Source organism: Desertivibrio insolitus, assembly GCF_017355965.1.
In the GTDB taxonomy this organism is placed as follows: domain Bacteria; phylum Actinomycetota; class Actinomycetes; order Actinomycetales; family Microbacteriaceae; genus JAFIQW01.
Window position 1 is genome coordinate 422340 of sequence record NZ_JAFIQW010000004.1, and the last position, 21071, is coordinate 443410.

A 21071-nucleotide genomic window follows, 5' to 3' on the forward strand; every position below is an offset into this window, starting at 1 on the left:
CATGGCTCGTTACCCCTCCGCAACAACCCTCCCGCGCACCCAGACCGTCGACTACCGGCCCCGGCCGGGAGAGATTCCGACCGATCCGGGCGTGTACCGCTTCCTCGACCCCAACGGGCGAGTGCTCTACGTCGGGAAGGCGAAGAACCTCCGGCAGCGGCTGAACAACTACTTCGCGCCGCTGTACAGCCTGCACGAGCGCACGCGCCGCATGGTGCTCACCGCCGCGAAGGTCGAGTGGACCGTCGTCGGCAGCGACATCGAGGCGCTGCAGCTCGAATACACCTGGATCAAGGAGTTCAACCCGCCCTTCAACGTCAAGTTCCGGGACGACAAGTCGTACCCCTACATGGCGCTGACGATGGCGGACGAGGCTCCCCGGGTCATCGTCACCCGCAATCACCGCATCAAGGGCGCCCGCTACTTCGGGCCGTACCCGAAGATCTGGGCGGTGCGGGAGACGATCGACCTGATGATCAAGGCGTTCCCGATCCGCACGTGCTCGGACGCCAGTTACAAGCGCGCGATGCAGACCGGTCGCCCCTGCTTCCCCGGCCAGATCGGCCGCTGCGGGGGGCCGTGCTCCGGCCGCGTCACGATCGAGGAGCACCGCCGCATCGTCGAGGAGTTCGCTTCGTTCATGGCGGGCAACGACCGGCGCTTCATCACCGAGCAGGAGCGCCTGATGAAACAGGCGGCCGCGGAGTTCGACTACGAGACGGCGGCGAAGGCCCGCGACCGCATCGCGGCGATGACCGCCGTGCTCGAGCGGAGCGCCGTCGTGCTGCGCAACAACGTCGACGCCGACGTCTTCGGCATCGCGGAGGACGAGCTCGCCGCCTCGGTGCAGCAGTTCGTCGTGCGCGGCGGCCGCATCCGCGGAACGCGCAGCTGGGTCGTCGACAAGGAGCTCGACATCGACACCGGCGGTCTCGTCGACTCGATCCTGCAGAGCGCCTACGAGGAGGGCGACGAGCCTGCGCGGGAGATCATCGTGCCGGTGTACCCCGAGGACCGCGACCAGCTCGAGGAGTGGCTCACCGACCGGCGCGACCGCGGCCGGGTCGAACTGCTCGTCCCGCAGCGCGGCGACAAGGTCGGCGTGCTCGAGACCGCGACGCAGAACGCCGCGCAGGCCCTCACGCTCTACAAGATGCGCCGCAGCGCCGACTTCACCGCCCGCTCCGAGGCGCTGAGCGCCATCCAGGACGCCCTCGGCATGGACGACGCGCCCCTGCGGATGGAGTGCTACGACGTCTCCCACCTGCAGGGCACCAACATCGTGGCGTCGATGGTCGTGTTCGAGGACGGCCTCCCGCGCAAGGACCAGTACCGCCGCTTCTCCATCGCCGAGTCGACGGATGACACCGAGTCGCTGTACCAGGTGCTCACCCGACGCCTCGCCTACCTCCGCGACCCCGAGGAGGAGAACCGCGACGAGGCCGCCGACGAGGGCAAGCCGAAGAAGTTCTCCTACCCGCCGAACCTACTCATCGTCGACGGCGGCCAACCCCAGGTCGCCGCCGCGAAGCGCGCCCTCGACGAGAGCGGCGTCGAGGGGATCACCCTCTGCGGCATCGCGAAGCGCCTCGAGGAGATCTGGCTGCCCGACAGCGACTTCCCCGTCATCCTGCCGCGCAACAGCGACGCCCTGTTCCTGTTCCAGCGCATCCGCGACGAGGCCCACCGCTTCGCGATCAGCTACCAGCGGCAGAAGCGCGGACGCGACATCTCGAGCGTGCTCTCCGAGATCCCCGGCCTCGGACCGGCCAGGGTCAAGGAGCTGCTGAAGCACTTCGGCTCGGTCAAGCGGCTGAAGTCCGCGACCGAGAGCGAGATCGCCGAAGCCAAGGGCGTCGGCCCCACCACCGCGAGAGCGATCTACGAGCGGCTCAGGGCCTGAGGCGCGATGACTAGAGTTGCTGCACGGGACGCCGGGCGCCGTGGGACGGGCCGCCGAGGCATCCGTTCCCCCTTACCCACCCCGATCGGGTCGCGAGAGGATCTATGAGCGAGGCGAAGGCCCAGCAGGAAGTGCTGATCGTGACCGGGATGTCCGGTGCCGGTCGCTCCACCGTCGGCAACGCGCTCGAGGACCTCGGCTGGTACGTCGTCGACAACCTGCCGCCGCAGCTCATCAACACGCTCGTCGACCTCGCCGAGCACGCCGGCGACACGCTGCCGAAGATCGCCGCGGTCATCGACGTCCGCGGCGGCGCGCTCTTCTCCGAGGCGCACGCCGCCGTGCAGGCGCTGCGCACCGGCGGAGCGAACGTGCGTGTGCTCTTCCTCGACGCCACCGACGCCGTGCTCGTGCGTCGCTTCGAGCAGGTGCGCCGCCCGCACCCGCTGCAGGGCGGCGGCACTCTGCTCGACGGCATCCTCGCCGAGCGCGCCCGGATGAGCGAGCTGCGCGGCATGAGCGACCGCATCATCGACACGTCCGACATGAACATCCACCAGCTCGCGAACGCGATCACGGAGGCGTTCCGGGAGGACGACACGCCCGGGGTGCAGGTGACCGTGATGAGCTTCGGGTTCAAGTACGGCACCCCGACCGACGCGGATGCCGTGGCCGACGCGCGCTTCCTGCCGAACCCGTACTGGGTGCCGGAACTGCGCTCGTCCACCGGACTCGACGCGGAGGTGAGAGACTACGTGCTCGGTCAACCGGGCGCGACGGACTTCATCGAGGCCTACGCGAAGGCGCTGACGCCCGTTCTCGCGGGATACCAGCGCGAGAACAAGCGCCACGCGACGATCGCGATCGGCTGCACGGGCGGCAAGCACCGCTCGATCGCCATGGCGGAGCGCCTCGCTCGCGAGCTGCGTGCCCTGCCCGGCGTGGCCGTCAACGTGAAGCACCGCGACCTGGGACGTGAGTGAGCCCGGCCGCGGTTGAACCCCGACCGCAGCCCGGGGGGAGGAGAGGATCGGCATGGCGCTGACAGCGGACGTGAAGGACGAACTGACCCGCATCGAGGTCGGCAAGACGACGGTGCGCGCGGCGGAGCTCGCGACGGTGCTCCGGTTCGCCGGCGGCCTCCACCTGATCTCCGGCCGCATCGCGGTCGAGGCGGAGCTCGACACCGCCAACCTCGCCCGCCGCGTGCGGAAGGACCTCGCCGAGCTCTACGGCGTGCGCAGCGAGGTCTCGGTCATCTCGGCCTCCGGCATGCGCCGGTCCAGCCAGTACCTCGTCCGCGTCGTCGAGGCGGGGGAGACCCTCGCCCGTCAGACAGGCCTGCTCGATCAGCGCCGCCGTCCGATCCGCGGCCTGCCCAACCGGCTCACGACCGGCTCCCGCGAGGAGCTGGCTGCCGTCTGGCGCGGAGCCTTCCTCGCCCAGGGAACCCTCACCGACCCCGGCCGCTCGGCCGCGCTCGAGATCAGCTGCCCCGGCAACGAGGCCGCGATGGCGCTCGTCGGCGCCGCCGGCCGGCTCGGCATCGCCGCGAAGGCCCGCGAGGTGCGCGGCGTGCACCGCGTCGTCATCCGGGAGGGCGAGGCGATCAGCGCGATGCTCGTGCACATGGGTGCGCACGAGAGCGTCGCCGCGTGGGAGGAGATGCGTCAGCGCCGCGAGGTGCGGGCCACCGCCAACCGTCTCGTGAACTTCGACGACGCGAACCTCCGTCGTTCCGCGCAGGCCGCCGTCGCGGCGTGCGCCCGGGTCGAGCGGGCGCTCGAGATCCTCGGCGACGAGGTGCCGGAGCACCTGCGCTACGCCGGCGAGCTGCGCCTCGCCCACCGCGACGCGAGCCTCGACGAGCTCGGCCAGCACGCCGACCCGCCCATGACGAAGGACGCCGTGGCCGGTCGCGTGCGCCGCCTCCTCGCGATGGCCGACAAGCGCGCGAGCGAGCGCGGCATCCCCGGCACCGACGCGAACCTGCCGCCCGAGCTCCAGGACGTCTGACCCGATCACGGGCCGGACGTTCCCGCGTCAGGAAGCTTTCAGTCCGGGTTCGGGTTGCTCTCTCTAGACTCGAAGAGTCTCCCGGCGGACGGCCGTGTGCCGTGCCGGCCGGGCCGCTACGAGAAGGAGATCCTCTTGGCCGAGTACACGCTGCCGGACCTGCCGTACGACTACGCGGCGCTCGAGCCGCACATCAGTGCGCGCATCATGGAGCTGCACCACGACAAGCACCACGCCACCTACGTCGCCGGTGCGAACACGGCGATCGAGAAGCTCGCCGAGGCCCGCGAGAAGGGCGACTTCACCAACGTCAACAAGCTCGAGAAGGACCTCGCGTTCAACCTCGGCGGCCACGTGAACCACTCGGTCTTCTGGAACAACCTCTCGCCGGACGGCGGCGACAAGCCCACCGGCGAGCTCGCGGCCGCGATCGACGAGTACTTCGGCTCCTTCGACGGCTTCCGCGGCCACTTCACCGCCGCCGCGACCGGTCTGCAGGGCTCCGGCTGGGCGGTGCTCGCATGGGACGCCATCGGTCAGCGCCTCGTCATCCACCAGCTGTTCGACCAGCAGGGCAACACGGTGCTCGGCACCATCCCCGTGCTCCAGCTCGACATGTGGGAGCACGCCTTCTACCTCGACTACTTCAACGTCAAGGCCGACTACGTCAAGGCGTGGTGGAACATCGTGAACTGGGCGGACGCCCAGGCGCGGTTCGAGGCCGCCCGTTCGGGCGCTTCCGGGCTGCTGCTACTGTCGTAATCGATGGCACGCCCGGGGTCCATCGGATCCCGGGCGCCTGTCGTCCTCCCCTCAGAACAAGCGCCTGCCGGGGCGCATGACCCACAACCAGGAGTATTTGTGAGCGTCAAGATCGGTATCAACGGCTTCGGCCGCATCGGCCGGAACTACTTCCGCGCGGCTCTCGCCAAGGGCAGCGACCTCGAGATCGTCGCCGTCAACGACCTGACCGACAACAAGGCGCTCGCGCACCTGCTCAAGTACGACTCGATCACCGGCCGTCTCGACGCCGACGTGGAGCTCGCGGGCGACCAGATCATCGTGAACGGCAAGCCGATCACGGTGCTCGAGGAGCGCGACCCCGCCGCCCTCGGCTGGGGCGACCACGGCGTCGACATCGTCATCGAGTCGACGGGCCGCTTCACCAACGCCGAGGACGCGCGCAAGCACATCCAGGCCGGCGCCAAGAAGGTGCTCATCTCCGCGCCCGCCAAGGGCGAGGACGCGACCTTCGTCATGGGCGTCAACCACGAGTCGTACGACCCCGAGTCGCACCACATCATCTCCAACGCGTCCTGCACCACGAACTGCCTCGCGCCGCTCGCCAAGGTGTTCAACGACGAGTTCGGCATCGAGCGCGGTCTCATGACCACGGTCCACGCCTACACCGCCGACCAGAACCTCCAGGACGGCCCGCACTCCGACCTCCGTCGCGCCCGCGCTGCCGCAGTCAACATCGTCCCGACCTCGACGGGTGCCGCGAAGGCCATCGGCCTCGTGCTGCCCGAGCTGGTCGGCAAGCTCGATGGTTTCGCCCTCCGCGTCCCGGTCCCGACCGGCTCGATCACGGACCTCACCGTCACCGCGTCGAAGTCCGCCTCGGTCGACGACATCAAGGCCGTCTACCGGGAGGCCGCGAACGGCTACCTCAAGGGCATCCTGAAGTACACCGAGGACGAGATCGTCTCGAGCGACATCGTCACCGACCCGCACTCGTCGATCTTCGACGCGGGCCTGACCCGTGTGATCGGCAACCAGGTCAAGCTCTCGGCGTGGTACGACAACGAGTGGGGCTACTCGAACCGCCTCGTCGACCTCACCGAGTACGTCGCCGAGCGTCTCTGAGCCTCACCATGGCGCTCCGCACGCTCGACAGCCTCGGGTCGCTGCGCGGCAAGACGGTCGTCGTCCGGTGTGACCTCAACGTCCCTCTGAAGGACGGGGTCATCACCGACGACGGCCGTATCCGCGCGTCCCTGCCGACGCTCAACGCCCTGCTCAACGACGGCGCGTCCGTCGTGATCGTCTCGCACCTGGGTCGCCCCGACGGCGCCCCCGACGAGAAGTACTCGCTCCGCCCGGTCGCGGGCCGGCTCTCCGAGCTGCTGTCGAAGCCGGTCGCGTTCGCGGCCGACACCGTCGGCAGCGGCGCGCAGGAGACAGTCTCGTCGCTCGGTGAGGGCGAGGTCGCGCTGCTCGAGAACCTCCGGTTCAACCCGGGGGAGACGTCGAAGGATCCCGGTGAACGCCGGGCCTTCGCCGAGAAGCTCGCGGCCTTCGGCGACGCCTTCGTCTCCGACGGCTTCGGCGTCGTCCACCGTAAGCAGGCGAGCGTGTACGAGCTCGCGGAGCTGCTGCCGAGCGCGGCCGGCACCCTCATCGCCTCCGAGCTCGAGGTGCTGGAACGCCTCACCGAGTCGCCCGAGCGCCCCTACGCGGTCGTGCTCGGCGGCTCGAAGGTCTCCGACAAGCTCGGCGTGATCGAGCACCTGCTGCCCCGCGTAGACACGCTGCTGATCGGCGGCGGCATGCTGTTCACCTTCCTCGCGGCTCAGGGCCACAAGGTGGGCTCGAGCCTGCTCGAGGAGGATCAGCTCGACACCGTGCGCGGCTACCTCGCCGAGGCGGAGCAGCGGGGCATCAGCATCGTGCTGCCGACCGACGTCGTCGTGGCGTCGAAGTTCGGCGCCGACGCGGAGCACGTCGTGACCGCGGCCGACACGATCGAGGACACTCCGTTCGGCTCCGGCGGCCTCGGTCTCGACATCGGGCCCGACTCGGCGGCGCAGTTCGCCGAGATCGTCCGCGGCGCGAAGACCGTGTTCTGGAACGGCCCCATGGGCGTCTTCGAGCTCGAGCCGTTCGCGGCGGGCACGAAGGCCGTCGCGCAGGCGCTGACCGAGGTCGACGGTCTCGCCGTCGTCGGCGGTGGAGACTCCGCGGCCGCCGTGCGCGCGCTCGGCTTCTCCGACGACCAGTTCGGCCACATCTCGACCGGCGGCGGCGCGAGCCTCGAGTTCCTCGAGGGCAAGGAACTGCCCGGCCTCACGATCCTCGGATGGAACCAGTGACCACGCTCCGTACCCCGTTCATCGCCGGCAACTGGAAGATGAACCTCGACCACCTGCAGTCGATCGCGTTCGTGCAGAAGCTCGCCTGGGCTCTGAAGGACGCGCAGCACGACTACTCGGCCGTCGAGGTCGCCGTGTTCCCGCCGTTCACCGACCTGCGCAGCGTGCAGACGCTCGTGTCGGCGGACAAGCTCGAGCTCGGCTACGGCGCTCAGGACCTCTCGCAGCACGACTCCGGGGCCTACACCGGCGAGATCAGCGGTGCGTTCCTCGCGAAGCTCGAGTGCTCGTACGTGATCATCGGTCACAGCGAGCGGCGCACGCTGCACGACGAGACCGACGAGGTCGTCGCGGCCAAGACAGCCGCGGCCCTCCGCCACGGCATCGTGCCAGTGGTGTGCGTCGGCGAGACGGCCGAGGACCTCGAGAAGCACGGCGCGAGCGCCGTCCCCGTGGCGCAGCTCACGCGGGTGCTCGAGTCGGTTCCGGCGGACGCCGAGATCGTCGTCGCGTACGAGCCCGTCTGGGCGATCGGTTCCGGTCAGGCCGCAACGCCGGAGCAGGCGGAGACCGTCTGCGCCGCCCTGCGCGACACGCTGCGTCCCGCGCTCGGCGAGGAGTTCGCATCGAGGACGCGCATCCTCTACGGCGGTTCGGTCAAGGCGGCCAACATCGCGAGCTTCATGCGCCAGGCGAACGTCGACGGGGCTCTCGTCGGCGGGGCGAGCCTCGACGTCGACGAGTTCTCGAGCATCGCCCGTTTCCAGAAGCACGTCGGCATCTGACCCGCCGGAGGCGGTCTCTCGGCCGTCTTTCAGCGCTCCGTTATACTGACATCCGTTTCACTACGGTTCGAAAGGCTCTTCGTGGAGATTCTCGCAGTCGTCCTGCAGGTCATCCTGGGCATCACCAGCCTGCTGCTGACCCTGCTCATCCTGCTCCACCGCGGACGCGGTGGCGGCCTCTCCGACATGTTCGGCGGCGGCGTCACCTCCAGCCTCGGTGCGTCGGGGGTGGCCGAGCGCAACCTGAACCGGATCACCATCATCCTCGGGCTCGTCTGGATCACGTGCGTGATCGTGCTCGGGCTCATCACCAAGTTCAACGCGGGAGCGTAGCCATGGTCGCAGGAAGCAGCGCAATCCGGGGGTCGCGCGTCGGCGCCGGCCCGATGGGGGAGCAGGACCGCGGGTTCCACGCCGAGCGTGTCGCCGTGTCGTACTGGGACGCCCTCGGCAACGAGACGGTCCGCTACTTCGCGGCGAACCTGCCCACGGAGGAGATCCCCGACGTCATCGATTGCCCGCAGTCGGGTCTCCCGGCCGGTCGTGACAAGGAGAACCCTCCACTCATGCCGAAGACCGAGCCGTACAAGACGCACCTCGCCTACGTGAAGGAGCGCCGCACCGACGAGGAGGCCGCCCAGCTCCTCGAGGAGGCGCTGCAGCAGCTGCGCGCCCGTCGCGGCACGACGGCCCCGTAAGCGCTCGCAACGCAACGAAGAAGCCCCGCGGATGATTCATCCGCGGGGCTTTCTCGTCGTGTGCGCCGGTCAGTAGCTCGGCGCGATGAGGTTCTCGGGCACCTCGGCGGCTGCGTCCTTGTCGACGAAGAACACCGTGCGCTTGCGTCCCTGCGCACCCGCGGCAGGCACCTCGTGCACGCTCGCGCCGGCGAGGGCGAGGCCGAGTGCGCCCGCCTTGTCGCTGCCGGCGAGCACGAGCCAGATCCGGTCCGCCGAGTTGATGACGGGCAGGGTGAGGCTGAGCCGCTCCGGCGGCGGCTTGGGGGAGTTGCGCACCGAGATCACGCACTCCTCGGTCACCTTCGGTCCGCTCCGCTCCGGGAAGAGCGACGCGATGTGCCCGTCGGGTCCGACGCCGAGGAACAGGATGTCGAAGACAGGCGCCTTCTTGCCCTCGGGCGCCGCGGCACGGAGTTCGGCCGCATACTGCGCGGACGCCTCGTCGAGGCCGATGCCGGCGTCCGACGCCGCGAAGGGGTGGATCTGCTCCGGCGCGAGCGGCAGGTGGTCGAGCAGCGCTGCGCGCGCCTGCACCTCGTTGCGCTCGGGGTCGCCGGCGGGCAGCCAGCGCTCGTCACCCCACCAGAAGTGCACGCGCGACCAATCGAGGGTGTCCCGCGCGGCCGAGGCGTTGATCGCCTCGAGCACCGCGGAACCCATCGTGCCGCCGGTCAGGGCGACGTGCGCGAGTTCCTTCTCGTCGAGGATGTCGATCATCTTCGTCAGGAACCGCGCCGCCACCGACCCGGCCAGGGACGCCTTATCCGGGTGAACCAGCACCCGCCGTTCGTTCGTCATCGGGAGCCGACCTCGCCTCCCGCTAGAAAGCCACTCACCCTTCCGAGGCTACCGTGCTCGGAACCTCCAGTTGACCGACGCCCTGACGAACGACGGCACCGAAGAGGTCGTCCGGGCCCATGCGGCGCAGCTCCTCGGCGAGGCAGTCGCGGAGGCTGCGGCGCGGCAGGGAGATGTCGTGGGTCGGCTGGTTGGGCTGCGAGAGGGTCGCGACGTTCGGCACGGAGCGCTCGAGCTCGACGATCCCGGATGCCCGGTGCAGCCGCACCCCGTGGATGCCGCTCGACCCGGTCGCCCGGCTCGTGAACTCGAGGTGCACGGGCACCTGCAGCTGCAGCTGCAGCCACGCGGCGAGCAGGAGCGTCGAGGGGGAGTCGGCGGCGCCGCTCACCTCGACCGCGGTGATCTGCTCGTACGGCGGCTGGTCGAGCACCGCGGCGAGCTGGGCGCGCCACAGCGTGAGCCGCGTCCAGGCGAAGTCGGTGTCGCCCGGCGTGTACGAGGAGCCGAGAGCACGGATGGCCTCGTCCGGGTCGGGCGCGCTGGCGGCATCCGTGATCCGGCGCTGAGCGATGCGCCCGAGAGCGGACCGGCCGATGGACTGCGGCGCGGGGCCGGGCCACCAGGCGACGACGGGAGCGTCGGGCAGCAGCAGCGCCGTGACGAGCCCCTCCTCGTCGCTCGCGGTGTCCCCGTAGGCGCGGAGCACGATGACCTCGCTCGCGCCGGCGTCGCCACCGACGCGGATCTGGGCGTCGAGGCGCCCCTCCTCGTTCTTGGTGGCGCCGGTGCGGTCGGCGGAGACGACGATGACCCGCATGGGGTGCTCGCGGCTCGCGTCGTTCGCGGCCTCGATCGCCTCCTCCTCCTCACCGAGCGTCGCGGCGATGACGAGGGTCAGCACGCGACCGAGGGCGACGGCGCCGCCCTCCTCGCGGATCTTGACGAGGGTCTTCGAGACCGCGCTCGTCGTGGTGTCGGGCAGATCGACGATCACGGACGCCTCCAGACTCGGTTGTCCCGGGCGAGGAGCTCGTCGGCGGACGACGGGCCCCACGTACCGGGACGGTACTGCTCGGGCTGACCCTGGGTCGCCCAGAACTCCTCGATCGGGTCGAGGATCTTCCAGGAGAGCTCGACCTCCTCGTGGCGGGGGAACAGGGGCGGGTCGCCGAGGAGCACGTCGAGAATGAGTCGCTCGTACGCCTCGGGGCTCGCCTCGGTGAACGCGTGGCCGTAGCCGAAGTCCATCGTCACGTCGCGCACCTGCATGCCCGCGCCCGGTACCTTCGAGCCGAAGCGGATCGTGACGCCCTCGTCGGGCTGCACGCGGATGACGAGGGCGTTCTGCCCGAGCGCCGCCGTCTGCGCCTCGGCGAAGAGGTACTGCGGCGCGCGCTTGAAGACCACGGCGATCTCGGTCACGCGGCGACCGAGACGCTTGCCGGCACGCAGATAGAACGGCACGCCCGACCAGCGCCGGGTGCCGATGTCGAGTCGCATGGCCGCGAAGGTCTCCGTCGTGGACTCGGGGTTCATCCCCTCCTCCTCGAGGAAGCCGGGCACGCGCTCGCCACCCTGCCAGCCGCTGGAGTACTGGCCGCGGGCCGTCGCCGTGGCGAGGTCCTTCGGCAGCCGCACGGCCGAGAGCACCTTCTCCTTCTCGGCCCGCAGGTCGGCCGCGTCGAAGGAGACGGGCTCCTCCATCGCGGTCAGCGCGAGCAGCTGGAGCAGGTGGTTCTGGATGACGTCGCGCGCAGCGCCGATGCCGTCGTAGTAGCCGGCACGGCCGCCCACGCCGATGTCCTCGGCCATCGTGATCTGCACGTGGTCGACGTAGTTGGCGTTCCAGATCGGCTCGAACAGCTGGTTGGCGAACCGCAGCGCGAGGATGTTCTGGACCGTCTCCTTGCCGAGGTAGTGGTCGATGCGGAACACCGAGTCCGGCGGGAAGACGCTCTCGACGACCGCGTTGAGCTCGCGGGCGGTCTTGAGGTCGCTACCGAACGGCTTCTCGATGACGACGCGCCGCCACTTGCCCTCCACCTGGTCGGCGAGCCCCGACTTGCGCAGCTGCTCGGTGACGAGCGGGAACGCCTTCGGGGGGATCGACAGGTAGTAGGCGTGATTGCCCATCGTGCCGCGCTCGCGGTCGAGCTCGTCCACGACCTCGCGCAGGTGCTCGAACGCCTCGTCGGAGTCGAACTCGCCCTGCACGAAGCGGATGCCCTGTGCGAGCTGCCGCCACACGTCCTCGTCGAACGGGGTGCGGGCGTACTGCTTGACCGCCTCGTAGACGACCTTCTCGAAGTCCTGGTCCTCCCAGTCGCGCCGTGCGAAGCCGACGAGCGCGAAGCCCGGGGGCAGAAGCCCCCGGTTCGCGAGGTCGTACACGGCGGGCATCAGCTTCTTGCGCGACAGGTCGCCCGTCACGCCGAAGATGATGAGGGCGCTGGGCCCTGCGATGCGGTTCAGTCGGCGGTCGGAGGGCAACCGCAGCGGGTTGTACTCCGGCGTGATGTCCACCGGTGGCATGGAGTGTGGGTTCTTCTTTCTCTGGGGGATGTCAGAGCGCGCGTCAGAGCGCCGCGAGCAGGGCCCGGATGCCGCTCTCGGCGTCGGTCAGCGTCAGCGTGAGCACCGGACGACCGTGGTCCTCGAGCACCGACGCGTCACCCGAGGCCTGAGCCTGGATGAGCTGACCGAACGTGAACGGACGCTCCGGGATCTCGAGGTCCTCCGCCGGCGTGCCGGTGATCTGGAGGAAGACGCCGATCGCGGGGCCGCCCTTGTGGTACTGGCCGGTCGAGTGCAGGAAGCGGGGGCCCCACCCGAAGGTGACGGGACGCCCGGTCGCCGCGGCGAGCTTGTCGCGCAGCGCCTCGAGCTCCGGGTAGCGGAGCCGGTCGAGGTAGGCCTGGATCGAGACGTAGCCGTTCTCGGGCAGCTGCGCGAGCAGCGCCTTCACGGCGTCCTCGACGCTGTCCACGCCCGAGACGACGGACTCCGTGCCGCGCACCTCGATGCCGCTCGCAGCGAACGCCGGGGCGGCGGGCTCGGGGCGCGCGTCGAGCAGGCCGCGCGCGGCGACCTTGGCGGACTCCACGTCGGGCTGGTCGAACGGGTTGATGCCGAGGAGACGGCCCGCGACGGCGGTGGCGTACTCCCAGGTCAGCATGAGCGCGCCGAGCTGACCGGTCATCTCGACCTCGCCCTCGGCCACGTCCTCGGTCGCGCGCGGGTCGGCGACGAGGCGCACGACCTGCAGGTCGGCCGGGGGAGCGGCGAGCTCGGGGGCATCCGTGCCGAAGACGACCGGCAGCAGGCCGCGGCCGATCTTGCCCGTCGACTCGGCGATGAGCTGCTCGGCCCAGTCCGCGAAGCCGACGATGTGGGTGCCGTCGGCGACGATGGCGAGCTTGTCCTTGAGCGGCTGCGTGCCGGCGATCGCGGCGCCGAGGATGAGCCCCGGGTTCGAGGCGTCGTCCTGCGTGAGCGACGGCAGCGCCGACTCGGCGGCGTCGAGCAGCCCGCGGATGTCGGCACCCGCGAGCCCGCTCGGCACCAGGCCGAACGCGGTGAGCGCGGAGTAGCGTCCGCCGACGGTCGGGTCGGCGTTGAAGACGCGGTAGCCGGTCGCGCGGGCCGACTCGTCGAGCGGCGAGCCCGGGTCGGTCACGATGACGATGCGCTCGGTCGGGTCGATGCCGGCGTCGCTGAACGCCTTCTCGTACACCCGGCGCTGGCTGTCGGTCTCGACGGTCGAGCCCGACTTCGACGACACGACGAGCGCGGTGCGCTCGAGGCGGTCGTTCAGCGCGGAGAGCACCTGGCCGGGGTCGGTGGAGTCGAGCACCGTGAGCTCGACGCCCTCGGTGCGCGTGATGACCTCGGGCGCGAGCGACGAGCCGCCCATGCCCGCGAGCACGATGTGGTCGACGCCCTTGCCGGCGAGCTCCTCGCGCAGGGCGAGGATCTCGTCGACGAGGGGACGGCTCACGGCGACGGCCGACGTCCAGCCGAGGCGCTTCGACGCCTCGGACTCGGCGTCCGGACCCCACAGGGTCGCGTCGAGCGCGGTGATGCGGCTCGCGACCTCGTCCGCGATCAGCTGCGGGACGACCCGCTCGACGGCTTCACCGGCCGCGCCGGTGGCGTGGATCCAGACGGTCACTTGGCGGCCTCCAGGGCGGCGGTCACGGTGTCGAGCAGCTCGTTCCAGGAGACGACGAACTTCTCGACGCCCTCGCGCTCGAGCAGCTCGGTGACCTCGTCGTACGAGACGCCCTGGGCGGCGACGGCGTCGAGCACCTGGTTCGACTCCTCGTAGGTGCCGGAGATGGTGTCACCGGTGATCTCACCGTGGTCGAAGGTGGCCTCGAGGGTCTTCTCCGGCATGGTGTTCACGACGTCGGCGGCCACGAGGCTCGTCACGTACAGGGTGTCGGGCAGCGACGGGTCCTTGACACCGGTCGAGGCCCACAGCGGACGCTGCTTGTTCGCGCCGGCGGCGAGGAGGGCCTGCGCACGCTCGGTCGCGAAGCTCTGCTCGTAGACCTGGTAGGCGAGGCGGGCGTTCGCGACGCCGGCCTTGCTCTTGAGGGCCTTCGCCTCGTCGGTGCCGACCGCGTCGAGGCGCTTGTCGATCTCGCTGTCGACGCGCGACACGAAGAACGAGGCGACCGAGTGGATGGTCGACAGGTCGATGCCGGCCTCCTTGGCCCGCTCGAGACCCGTGAGGTAGGCGTTGATGACCGCGCGGTAGCGCTCGAGGCTGAAGATCAGGGTCACGTTGACGCTGATACCCGCCGCGATGGTGTCCGCGATCGCCTCGAGACCCTCGACCGTCGCCGGGATCTTGATCATGACGTTCGGGCGGTCGATCTTCTCCCACAGGCGCTTCGCCATGGCGGTGGTGCCGGCGGCGTCGTGGGCGAGACCCGGCTCGACCTCGATCGACACGCGGCCGTCGTAGCCGCCGGTCGAGTCGTAGATCGAGCGGAAGATGTCCGCCGCGTTGCCGACGTCGGCCGTCGTGATGTCGAAGACGGCCTGGTCGACGTCGGCGCCGGCCTGGGCCAGCTCGCGCACCTGCTCGTCGTAGGCCTCGCCCTTGGCGAGAGCCGACGCGAAGATCGTCGGGTTGGTCGTCACGCCGACGACGTTGCGACCCTCGATGAGCTTCTCGAGGCCGGCGGCCTTGATCCGCTCACGCGAGAGGTCGTCGAGCCAGATGCTGACGCCGGCGGCCGACAGAGCCGCGGTCGGGGTGTTCTGAGTGGTGTCCGTGTTGCTCATGATTCCTGCTCCCGGTCGCCCTGGGCGGCCGTCGTTCCGTGTCTTCTGGTTCTTCCGGAGGGCGGTCGCTCAGAGGGCGGCCAGCGAGTCCTTGGCGGCGGCGACGGCGGCTTCCGTCGTCATGCCGAACTCGCGGTACAGCGTCTTGTAGTCGGCGGAGGCACCGAAGTGCTCGATCGAGACGCTGCGGCCGGCGTCGCCGATCCACGGGCGCCACGACAGGCCGAGCCCGGCCTCGATCGAGACGCGTGCCTTGACCGACGAGGGCAGCACCTGCTCGCGGTACTCGTCGCTCTGCTCGGCGAACCACTCGAGGCTCGGCGCCGAGACGACGCGGGCGTTGATGCCCTCGCCCTTGAGCTGCTCGCGGGCGTCGACGGCGATCTGCACCTCGGAACCGGTCGCGATGAAGATCACGTCCGGGGTGCCGTTGGGGGCCTCGGCGAGCACGTACGCGCCCTTCGCGACGTTCTTCGCGCTCGCGAAGGTGTCGCCGGATGCCTCGCCGTCGCCACGCTCGAAGACGGGGATGTTCTGACGGGTGAGCGCCAGGCCGGCCGGGCCCTTGCGACGCTCGAGGATGGTCTTCCACGCCCAGGCGACCTCGTTGGCGTCGGCGGGACGCACGACGTCGAGACCCGGGATCGCGCGGAGCGCGGTCAGCTGCTCGATCGGCTGGTGCGTCGGCCCGTCCTCGCCGAGGGCGATGGAGTCGTGCGTCCAGACGTAGATCGTCGGCGCCTGCATGAGCGCGGCGAGACGGACGGCCGGGCGCATGTAGTCGCTGAAGATGAGGAAGGTGCCGCCAAACGGACGGGTGTTGCCGTGCAGCACGATGCCGTTGAGGATCGAGCCCATCGCGTGCTCGCGGATGCCGAAGTGCAGCACGCGGCCGTAGGGGTCGCCCTGCCACATCTTGGTGGAGCGGTCGGCGGGGACGAAGGACTTGGCGCCCTCGATGGTCGTGTTGTTCGACTCCGCGAGGTCTGCGGAGCCACCCCAGAGCTCGGGCACGACGCCGGCGAGGGCGTTGATGACCTTGCCGGAGGCGGCGCGGGTCGAGACGTCCTTGCCGGGGGCGAAGACGGGGAGGGCCTCCTCGATGCCCTCGGGCAGCTCGCCCGAGAGGAGCCGGTCGAGCAGCGCCTTGCGCTCGGGGTTGGCCTCGGCCCAGGCGTCGAAGTCCTTCTTCCACTCGGCGTGGGCGGCCTGACCGCGCTCGACGGCCTTGCGGGTGTGGGCGATGACCTCGTCGGAGACCTCGAAGGTCTTCTCGGGGTCGAAGCCGAGCACCTCCTTGACCGCGGCCAGCTCCTCGCCACCGAGGGCGGAGCCGTGGATCTTGCCGGTGTTCTGCTTGGTGGGGGAGGGCCAGCCGATGATCGTGTTGAGGATGATCACGCTGGGCTTGTCGGTCTCGGCCTTGGCGGCCTCGATCGCGTCGTAGAGGGCCTGGATGTCCTCGACGTACTCGCCCGTCTTCTTCCAGTCGACGTGCTGCACGTGCCAGTGGTTGGCCTCGTAGCGCTTGGCGACGTCGTCGGTGAAGGCGATGTCGGTGTCGTCCTCGATGGAGATCTGGTTCGCGTCGTAGATGACGACGAGGTTGCCGAGCTTCTGGTGACCGGCGAGGGAGGCCGCCTCGTTGGTCACGCCCTCCTGCATGTCACCGTCGCTCGCGATGACGTAGATGGTGTGGTCGAAGACGCTCTCACCCGGGGCGGCCTCGGGGTCGAACAGGCCGCGCTCGTAGCGGGCGGCGTAGGCGAAGCCGACGGCCGAGGCGAGGCCCTGGCCGAGCGGGCCGGTCGTGATCTCGACGCCGTCGGTGTGGCCGTACTCGGGGTGGCCCGGGGTCTTCGAGCCCCAGGTGCGCAGCGCCTGCAGGTCCTCGAGCTCGAGGCCGTAGCCGCCGAGGTAGAACTGCACGTACTGGGTCAGCGAGCTGTGGCCCGCCGAGAGGATGAAGCGGTCGCGCCCGATCCAGGTGCTGTCGCTGGGGTCACGGCGCATGACCTTCTGGAAGAGGAGGTATGCGGCGGGCGCGAGGCTCATCGCGGTGCCGGGGTGCCCGTTTCCGACCTTCTCCACCGCGTCGGCGGCGAGGATTCGAGCGGTGTCGACCGCCTTGTTGTCGATGGGTTCCCACTGGAGAGCAGTCACTGGTGCTGATGACCCTTCTTGATCGGGTCGCGTGGGATAAGACGCGACCGCTACGGCTCCTGCCTTCACGTCGTCGTCACGGCCGCGCGCGTAAGCGATCTCTCGGAAGCACGTGGGCGCGGCGGCAGGCATCTCTCAGCATAGTGAAGCCCGGGAGGCACCGGATGACACTCCCGGCACACTGTGCAACAAAGGGCCGATTAGACTGGCTGCGCTCCCCACCACCTTCGAAGGATCCATGGACGCCGCCATCACCACGACCTCGCGCGACGAGGGCACCCGCGGCACGGAACCCAGGTTCCGCCGCAAGGTGAAGGCCTACATCTCCCTGACGAAGCCCCGTGTGGTCGAGCTGCTGCTCGTCACGACCGCACCGGTCATGATCCTCGCGGCCCAGGGCATCCCGAACCCGTGGCTCGTCATCGCGACGCTCGTCGGCGGTGCCATGAGCGCCGGCTCGGCCGGAGCGTTCAACTGCTACATCGACCGCGACATCGACCGGCTGATGAAGCGCACGAAGAACCGTCCGCTCGTCACCGGCGAGCTGAGCGACCGCGAGGCCCTCGTATTCGCCTGGGTGCTCGGGCTCGCCTCGATCGCCTGGCTCGCGGTGTTCACCAACGTCGTCGCCGCGGCCCTGTCGCTCGCCGCGATCTTCTTCTACGTCGTGGTCTACACGCTCGTGCTCAAGCGCCGCACTGAGCAGAACATCATCTGGGGCGGCATCGCCGGCTGCTTCCCGGTGCTCATCGGCTGGTCGGCCGTGACCGGCTCGATCGACTGGGCGCCGCTCGTGCTCTTCGCGGTGGTCTTCCTCTGGACGCCCCCGCACTACTGGCCGCTGTCGATGAAGTACCGCGACGACTACCGCGCCGCCCACGTGCCGATGCTCGCCGCCGTGCGCGCGCGCACCGTCGTCGGCCTGCAGGTCGTGCTCTACACGTGGGCGACGGTCGCCTGCTCGCTGCTGCTCGTGCCGATCGCCGGGATGGGCCTCGTCTACACGGTGACCGCGCTCGCCTCGGGCGGCTGGTTCCTCTACGAGTCGCACCGCCTCTACGCGACCGCGATCCGCGACGAGGAGGTCAAGCCGATGCGCGTGTTCCACGCCTCGATCAGCTACCTGACCCTTCTCTTCGTCGCCGTCGGCGTCGACCCGCTGCTTCCCTTCTAGCCCGGCGGCTCGCCCGCAGCCGGGCACCGGGGATGCACTGCGTCCTCGTGACGTGCCGCTGCGAGCACGCCCAGACACGGACGAAGGACTCAGCGCGTCCGCTGATCCGCCGGGCCAAGGACCGCACGCCGTCGAGGCAGGATCGGGTCAACGGTCGAGCGCTAACCCGCGGCATCCGGATGTCACGCGCCGCCGCGTCTCGTTCTGCGCTTGTTCGGAGTGCGTGATCGGGATCCAGGCGGCGCGCGCAGGACCGTCGCTCGATGGCGCAGGGAGCGACGGCGGGGACGTCGCCCCGCAATTCACGGGCGAGCTACACCGGAGGGCCGAGAGAGGCCCCCGCTCGGCGACGGCGGGCGGCGTCCGCTACTGCGCGGTCGTCGTCTCGGGCAGCAGCTCGTCCTCGGTGGCCGCGGTGACCTTGCCCGCCGGCTCCTTGAGCGAGAGCACGACGGCGGTCATCGCTGATACGAGCACGCAGGCGAGCACCATGTGCACGCCGACCAGCAGCTCGGGCAGGCCGAGCCGCGCCTGCGTCACGCCGACCACGATCTGCACGACCTCGACGGCGAGCAGCAGCAGGGAGTAGCGGGCGAGGCTCGCGTTGCGGCCGGCCGGGCGGGTGCCCTCCTCGCGGGAGGGGAAGGTGCGCGACGCGACCACGAGCACGAGGGTGAGCGCGAGGGCGATGTAGGCGGGCCAGCTGTGCACGTGCTGCATCAGCTCGGGGTCGAGCCCGTTGCGCGCCGCGGCGTCGTCGCCCGCGTGCGGCCCGGACCCGGTCGTCAGGGCGCCGGCGAACACCGTCACCGCGACGAAGAAGCTCGTCACGTGCGCCGTGATCACGAGCCAGAGCGGCGCGGCGCGGTGCGACGAGCGCGGTCCGACGTAGACGCGGAAGACCAGCACCGTGGCGAGCACGACGAGCACGATCGAGACGAGGAAGTGGGCCTGCACGTAGTTGGGGTCGAGCGTCGTCAGCACCGTGATGCCGCCGATGACCGCCTGCAGGATGATGCCGAAGCCGAGTGCGAGACTCAGCCGGAACAGGTCGGGCCGGCGGTCGCGCACGCGCACGACGAGCAGGAACGTGACCGCCGCGATGACGATCAGCAGGAACGTGAGCAGGCGGTTGCCGAACTCGATCGCGCCGTGGATGCCCATCTCGGGCACCGCGACGAGCGAACCGGGCCGGCACTCGGGCCAGGTCGGGCAGCCGAGCCCGGAGCCCGTGAGGCGCACAGCACCGCCGGTTCCGACGATGAGCACGTGACTGATCAGCGAGAGCCAGGCGAAGACGCGGATGCCCTTGCCGAGCCGGTCCGGCAGTCGCCCGTAGAGGCGGGCGAAGGGTCCCTCGCGGCGGGCATCGGTCTCGGTCACTGTGCTGTCCCTCATCCTGTCCGCTCCTCCCAATTCCGGGCGGGGGACCTGTAGAATCATGCGGACCGTGCGTCGACCGCACGGCTCCGGCGCCACCGATCCGTCCCGTTGGGACGGCGAGGGGCGGGGGACCGCCGATCGGTGCCCGTCCAGTGTAGGCAGCGAGGCCCCGCGACATTCGTTCTCGACCACCGAAGAGTGGCCGATGATCACGCGCGCGGAATGCCCGTACCGACCCGACGGTTGTAATCGGCAGAAAGAGGTGCACATGTCAGACGTTCTGATCGACCGACCCGAACTCGAGAGCCTCGGGCAGTACGAATTCGGCTGGGCCGACTCCGATGAGGCCGGCGCTTCCGCGCGACGGGGGATCTCCGACGAGGTCGTCACCGACATCTCGCGCAAGAAGAACGAGCCCGAGTGGATGCTCAAGAACCGGCTCAAGGGCTACCAGCTCTTCCAGCGCAAGCCGATGCCGACGTGGGGCGCCGACCTCTCGGGCATCGACTTCGACAACATCAAGTACTTCGTGCGGTCCACGGAGAAGCAGGCCCAGAGCTGGGAGGACCTGCCCGAGGACATCCGCAACACCTACGACCGTCTCGGCATCCCCGAGGCCGAGCGCGCCCGCCTCGTGGCCGGCGTCGCGGCTCAGTACGAGTCCGAGGTCGTCTACCACCAGATCCAGGAGGACCTCGAGCGTCAGGGTGTCATCTTCATGGACACCGACACCGCGCTCAAGGAGCACCCGGAGTTCTTCGAGGAGTACTTCGGCACCGTCATCCCGGCCGGTGACAACAAGTTCGCCGCGCTGAACACCGCCGTCTGGTCGGGCGGCTCCTTCGTCTACGTGCCGAAGGGCGTGCACGTCGAGATCCCGCTGCAGGCCTACTTCCGCATCAACACGGAGAACATGGGCCAGTTCGAGCGGACGCTGATCATCGCCGACGAGGGCAGCTACGTCCACTACATCGAGGGCTGCACGGCGCCGATCTACAAGTCGGACTCCCTGCACTCGGCCGTCGTCGAGATCGTCGTCAAGAAGAACGCCCGCGTTCGCTACACGACGATCCAGAACTGGTCGAACAACGTCTACAACCTCGTCACCAAGCGTGCGGTCGCGCACGAGGGCGCGACGATGGAGTGGATCGACGGCAACATCGGCTCCAAGGTCACGATGAAGTACCCGTCCATCTACCTCACCGGCGAGCACGCCAAGGGCGAGACCCTCTCCGTCGCGTTCGCCGGCCCCGGCCAGCACCAGGACGCGGGCGCCAAGATGGTCCACCTCGCGCCGTACACGACCTCGTCGATCGTCTCGAAGTCGATCGCGCGCGGCGGCGGCCGCGCTGGCTACCGCGGCGAGATCCGCGTCGCCGAGAACGCGCACCACTCCGCCAACACGGTGCGGTGCGACGCGCTGCTCGTCGACACCATCTCGCGGTCCGACACCTACCCGGCCATCGACATCCGCGTCGACGACGTGCAGCTCGGTCACGAGGCCACCGTCTCCCGCGTCAGCGAGGAGCAGCTGTTCTACCTCATGTCCCGCGGACTCGAGGAGGACGAGGCCATGGCCATGATCGTGCGCGGCTTCATCGAGCCGATCGCCCGCGAGCTGCCCATGGAGTACGCGCTCGAGCTCAACAAGCTCATCGAGATGAGCATGGAAGGCAGCGTCGGCTGACCCCCGGCCGGCCACGGAAGGACCACACCGTT

The 21071-nt window shown here is 69.7% G+C and carries 18 protein-coding genes; 11 read left to right on the forward strand and 7 right to left on the reverse strand.

Annotation, left to right across the window (positions count from 1 at the left end; genetic code table 11):
- The first annotated feature begins 1 nt into the window (after nt 1).
- The 9 genes from uvrC to JUB10_RS11580 all read left to right on the forward strand — a co-directional run bounded on the left by uvrC (nt 2) and on the right by JUB10_RS11580 (nt 8494).
- Complete coding sequence (gene uvrC / locus JUB10_RS11540; RefSeq protein WP_207456831.1) at nt 2–1903, forward strand: excinuclease ABC subunit UvrC; 1902 nt, start codon at nt 2–4, stop codon at nt 1901–1903.
- Nucleotides 1904–2007: 104 nt separating this feature from the next.
- Complete coding sequence (rapZ, locus tag JUB10_RS11545) at nt 2008–2886, forward strand: RNase adapter RapZ (protein ID WP_207456833.1); 879 nt, start codon at nt 2008–2010, stop codon at nt 2884–2886.
- 52 nt (nt 2887–2938) lie between these two features.
- Nucleotides 2939–3919: a DNA-binding protein WhiA gene (gene whiA, locus JUB10_RS11550; RefSeq protein ID WP_207456835.1), complete on the forward strand. Its 981-nt coding sequence runs from the start codon at nt 2939–2941 to the stop codon at nt 3917–3919.
- 135 nt (nt 3920–4054) lie between these two features.
- A complete protein-coding gene (locus JUB10_RS11555; protein ID WP_207456838.1) occupies nt 4055–4681 on the forward strand; it encodes a superoxide dismutase in 627 nt (208 codons plus the stop codon).
- Between the two features lie 99 nt (nt 4682–4780).
- Nucleotides 4781–5785, forward strand: coding sequence for a type I glyceraldehyde-3-phosphate dehydrogenase (gap, locus tag JUB10_RS11560; protein WP_207456840.1), 1005 nt, complete (start codon nt 4781–4783; stop codon nt 5783–5785).
- Nucleotides 5786–5793: 8 nt separating this feature from the next.
- Nucleotides 5794–7011, forward strand: coding sequence for a phosphoglycerate kinase (locus tag JUB10_RS11565; RefSeq protein WP_207456842.1), 1218 nt, complete (start codon nt 5794–5796; stop codon nt 7009–7011).
- On the forward strand, nt 6999–7796 hold the full coding sequence (gene tpiA, locus JUB10_RS11570; RefSeq protein WP_207456844.1) for a triose-phosphate isomerase: 798 nt from the start codon (nt 6999–7001) through the stop codon (nt 7794–7796). Before JUB10_RS11565 ends, tpiA begins: the two co-directional genes overlap by 13 nt.
- 81 nt (nt 7797–7877) lie before the next feature.
- On the forward strand, nt 7878–8129 hold the full coding sequence (gene secG, locus JUB10_RS11575; protein WP_207456846.1) for a preprotein translocase subunit SecG: 252 nt from the start codon (nt 7878–7880) through the stop codon (nt 8127–8129).
- A gap of 2 nt (nt 8130–8131) precedes the next feature.
- Nucleotides 8132–8494 (forward strand): RNA polymerase-binding protein RbpA, encoded by a 363-nt coding sequence (locus JUB10_RS11580; RefSeq protein WP_207456848.1) that lies wholly within the window; start codon nt 8132–8134, stop codon nt 8492–8494.
- Nucleotides 8495–8563: 69 nt separating this feature from the next.
- Here JUB10_RS11580 and pgl read toward each other — a convergent pair whose 3' ends face one another.
- From pgl to tkt, 6 genes are all read right to left on the reverse strand, one after another.
- On the reverse strand, nt 8564–9334 hold the full coding sequence (gene pgl, locus JUB10_RS11585; RefSeq protein ID WP_207456850.1) for a 6-phosphogluconolactonase: 771 nt from the start codon (nt 9332–9334) through the stop codon (nt 8564–8566).
- 34 nt (nt 9335–9368) lie between these two features.
- Complete coding sequence (locus tag JUB10_RS11590) at nt 9369–10331, reverse strand: glucose-6-phosphate dehydrogenase assembly protein OpcA (RefSeq protein WP_207456852.1); 963 nt, start codon at nt 10329–10331, stop codon at nt 9369–9371.
- The gene (zwf, locus tag JUB10_RS11595) at nt 10328–11869 is read right to left on the reverse strand and encodes a glucose-6-phosphate dehydrogenase (protein ID WP_207456853.1); all 1542 of its coding nucleotides are present in this window, start codon (nt 11867–11869) and stop codon (nt 10328–10330) included. The genes JUB10_RS11590 and zwf overlap by 4 nt, the downstream gene beginning before the upstream one ends.
- A 43-nt stretch (nt 11870–11912) precedes the next feature.
- Nucleotides 11913–13508 (reverse strand): glucose-6-phosphate isomerase, encoded by a 1596-nt coding sequence (locus JUB10_RS11600; protein WP_207456855.1) that lies wholly within the window; start codon nt 13506–13508, stop codon nt 11913–11915.
- Entirely contained in the window at nt 13505–14632 is a 1128-nt protein-coding gene (tal, locus tag JUB10_RS11605) for a transaldolase (protein ID WP_207456857.1), read from the reverse strand. The genes JUB10_RS11600 and tal overlap by 4 nt, the downstream gene beginning before the upstream one ends.
- 69 nt (nt 14633–14701) lie before the next feature.
- A complete protein-coding gene (gene tkt, locus JUB10_RS11610; RefSeq protein WP_207456859.1) occupies nt 14702–16795 on the reverse strand; it encodes a transketolase in 2094 nt (697 codons plus the stop codon).
- A gap of 238 nt (nt 16796–17033) precedes the next feature.
- Between tkt and JUB10_RS11615 the strand changes: the two genes are divergently transcribed.
- Nucleotides 17034–17969 carry a heme o synthase gene (locus JUB10_RS11615; RefSeq protein ID WP_207456861.1) on the forward strand — a complete coding sequence of 312 codons (936 nt, stop codon included), beginning with the start codon at nt 17034–17036 and terminating at the stop codon, nt 17967–17969.
- A gap of 366 nt (nt 17970–18335) precedes the next feature.
- On the opposite strand, the gene JUB10_RS11620 is transcribed toward JUB10_RS11615, so the two are convergent.
- The gene (locus JUB10_RS11620; RefSeq protein WP_207456862.1) at nt 18336–19367 is read right to left on the reverse strand and encodes a COX15/CtaA family protein; all 1032 of its coding nucleotides are present in this window, start codon (nt 19365–19367) and stop codon (nt 18336–18338) included.
- Between the two features lie 253 nt (nt 19368–19620).
- Between JUB10_RS11620 and sufB the strand changes: the two genes are divergently transcribed.
- Complete coding sequence (gene sufB, locus JUB10_RS11625) at nt 19621–21039, forward strand: Fe-S cluster assembly protein SufB (RefSeq protein ID WP_207456865.1); 1419 nt, start codon at nt 19621–19623, stop codon at nt 21037–21039.
- Nucleotides 21040–21071: the final 32 nt, after the last annotated feature.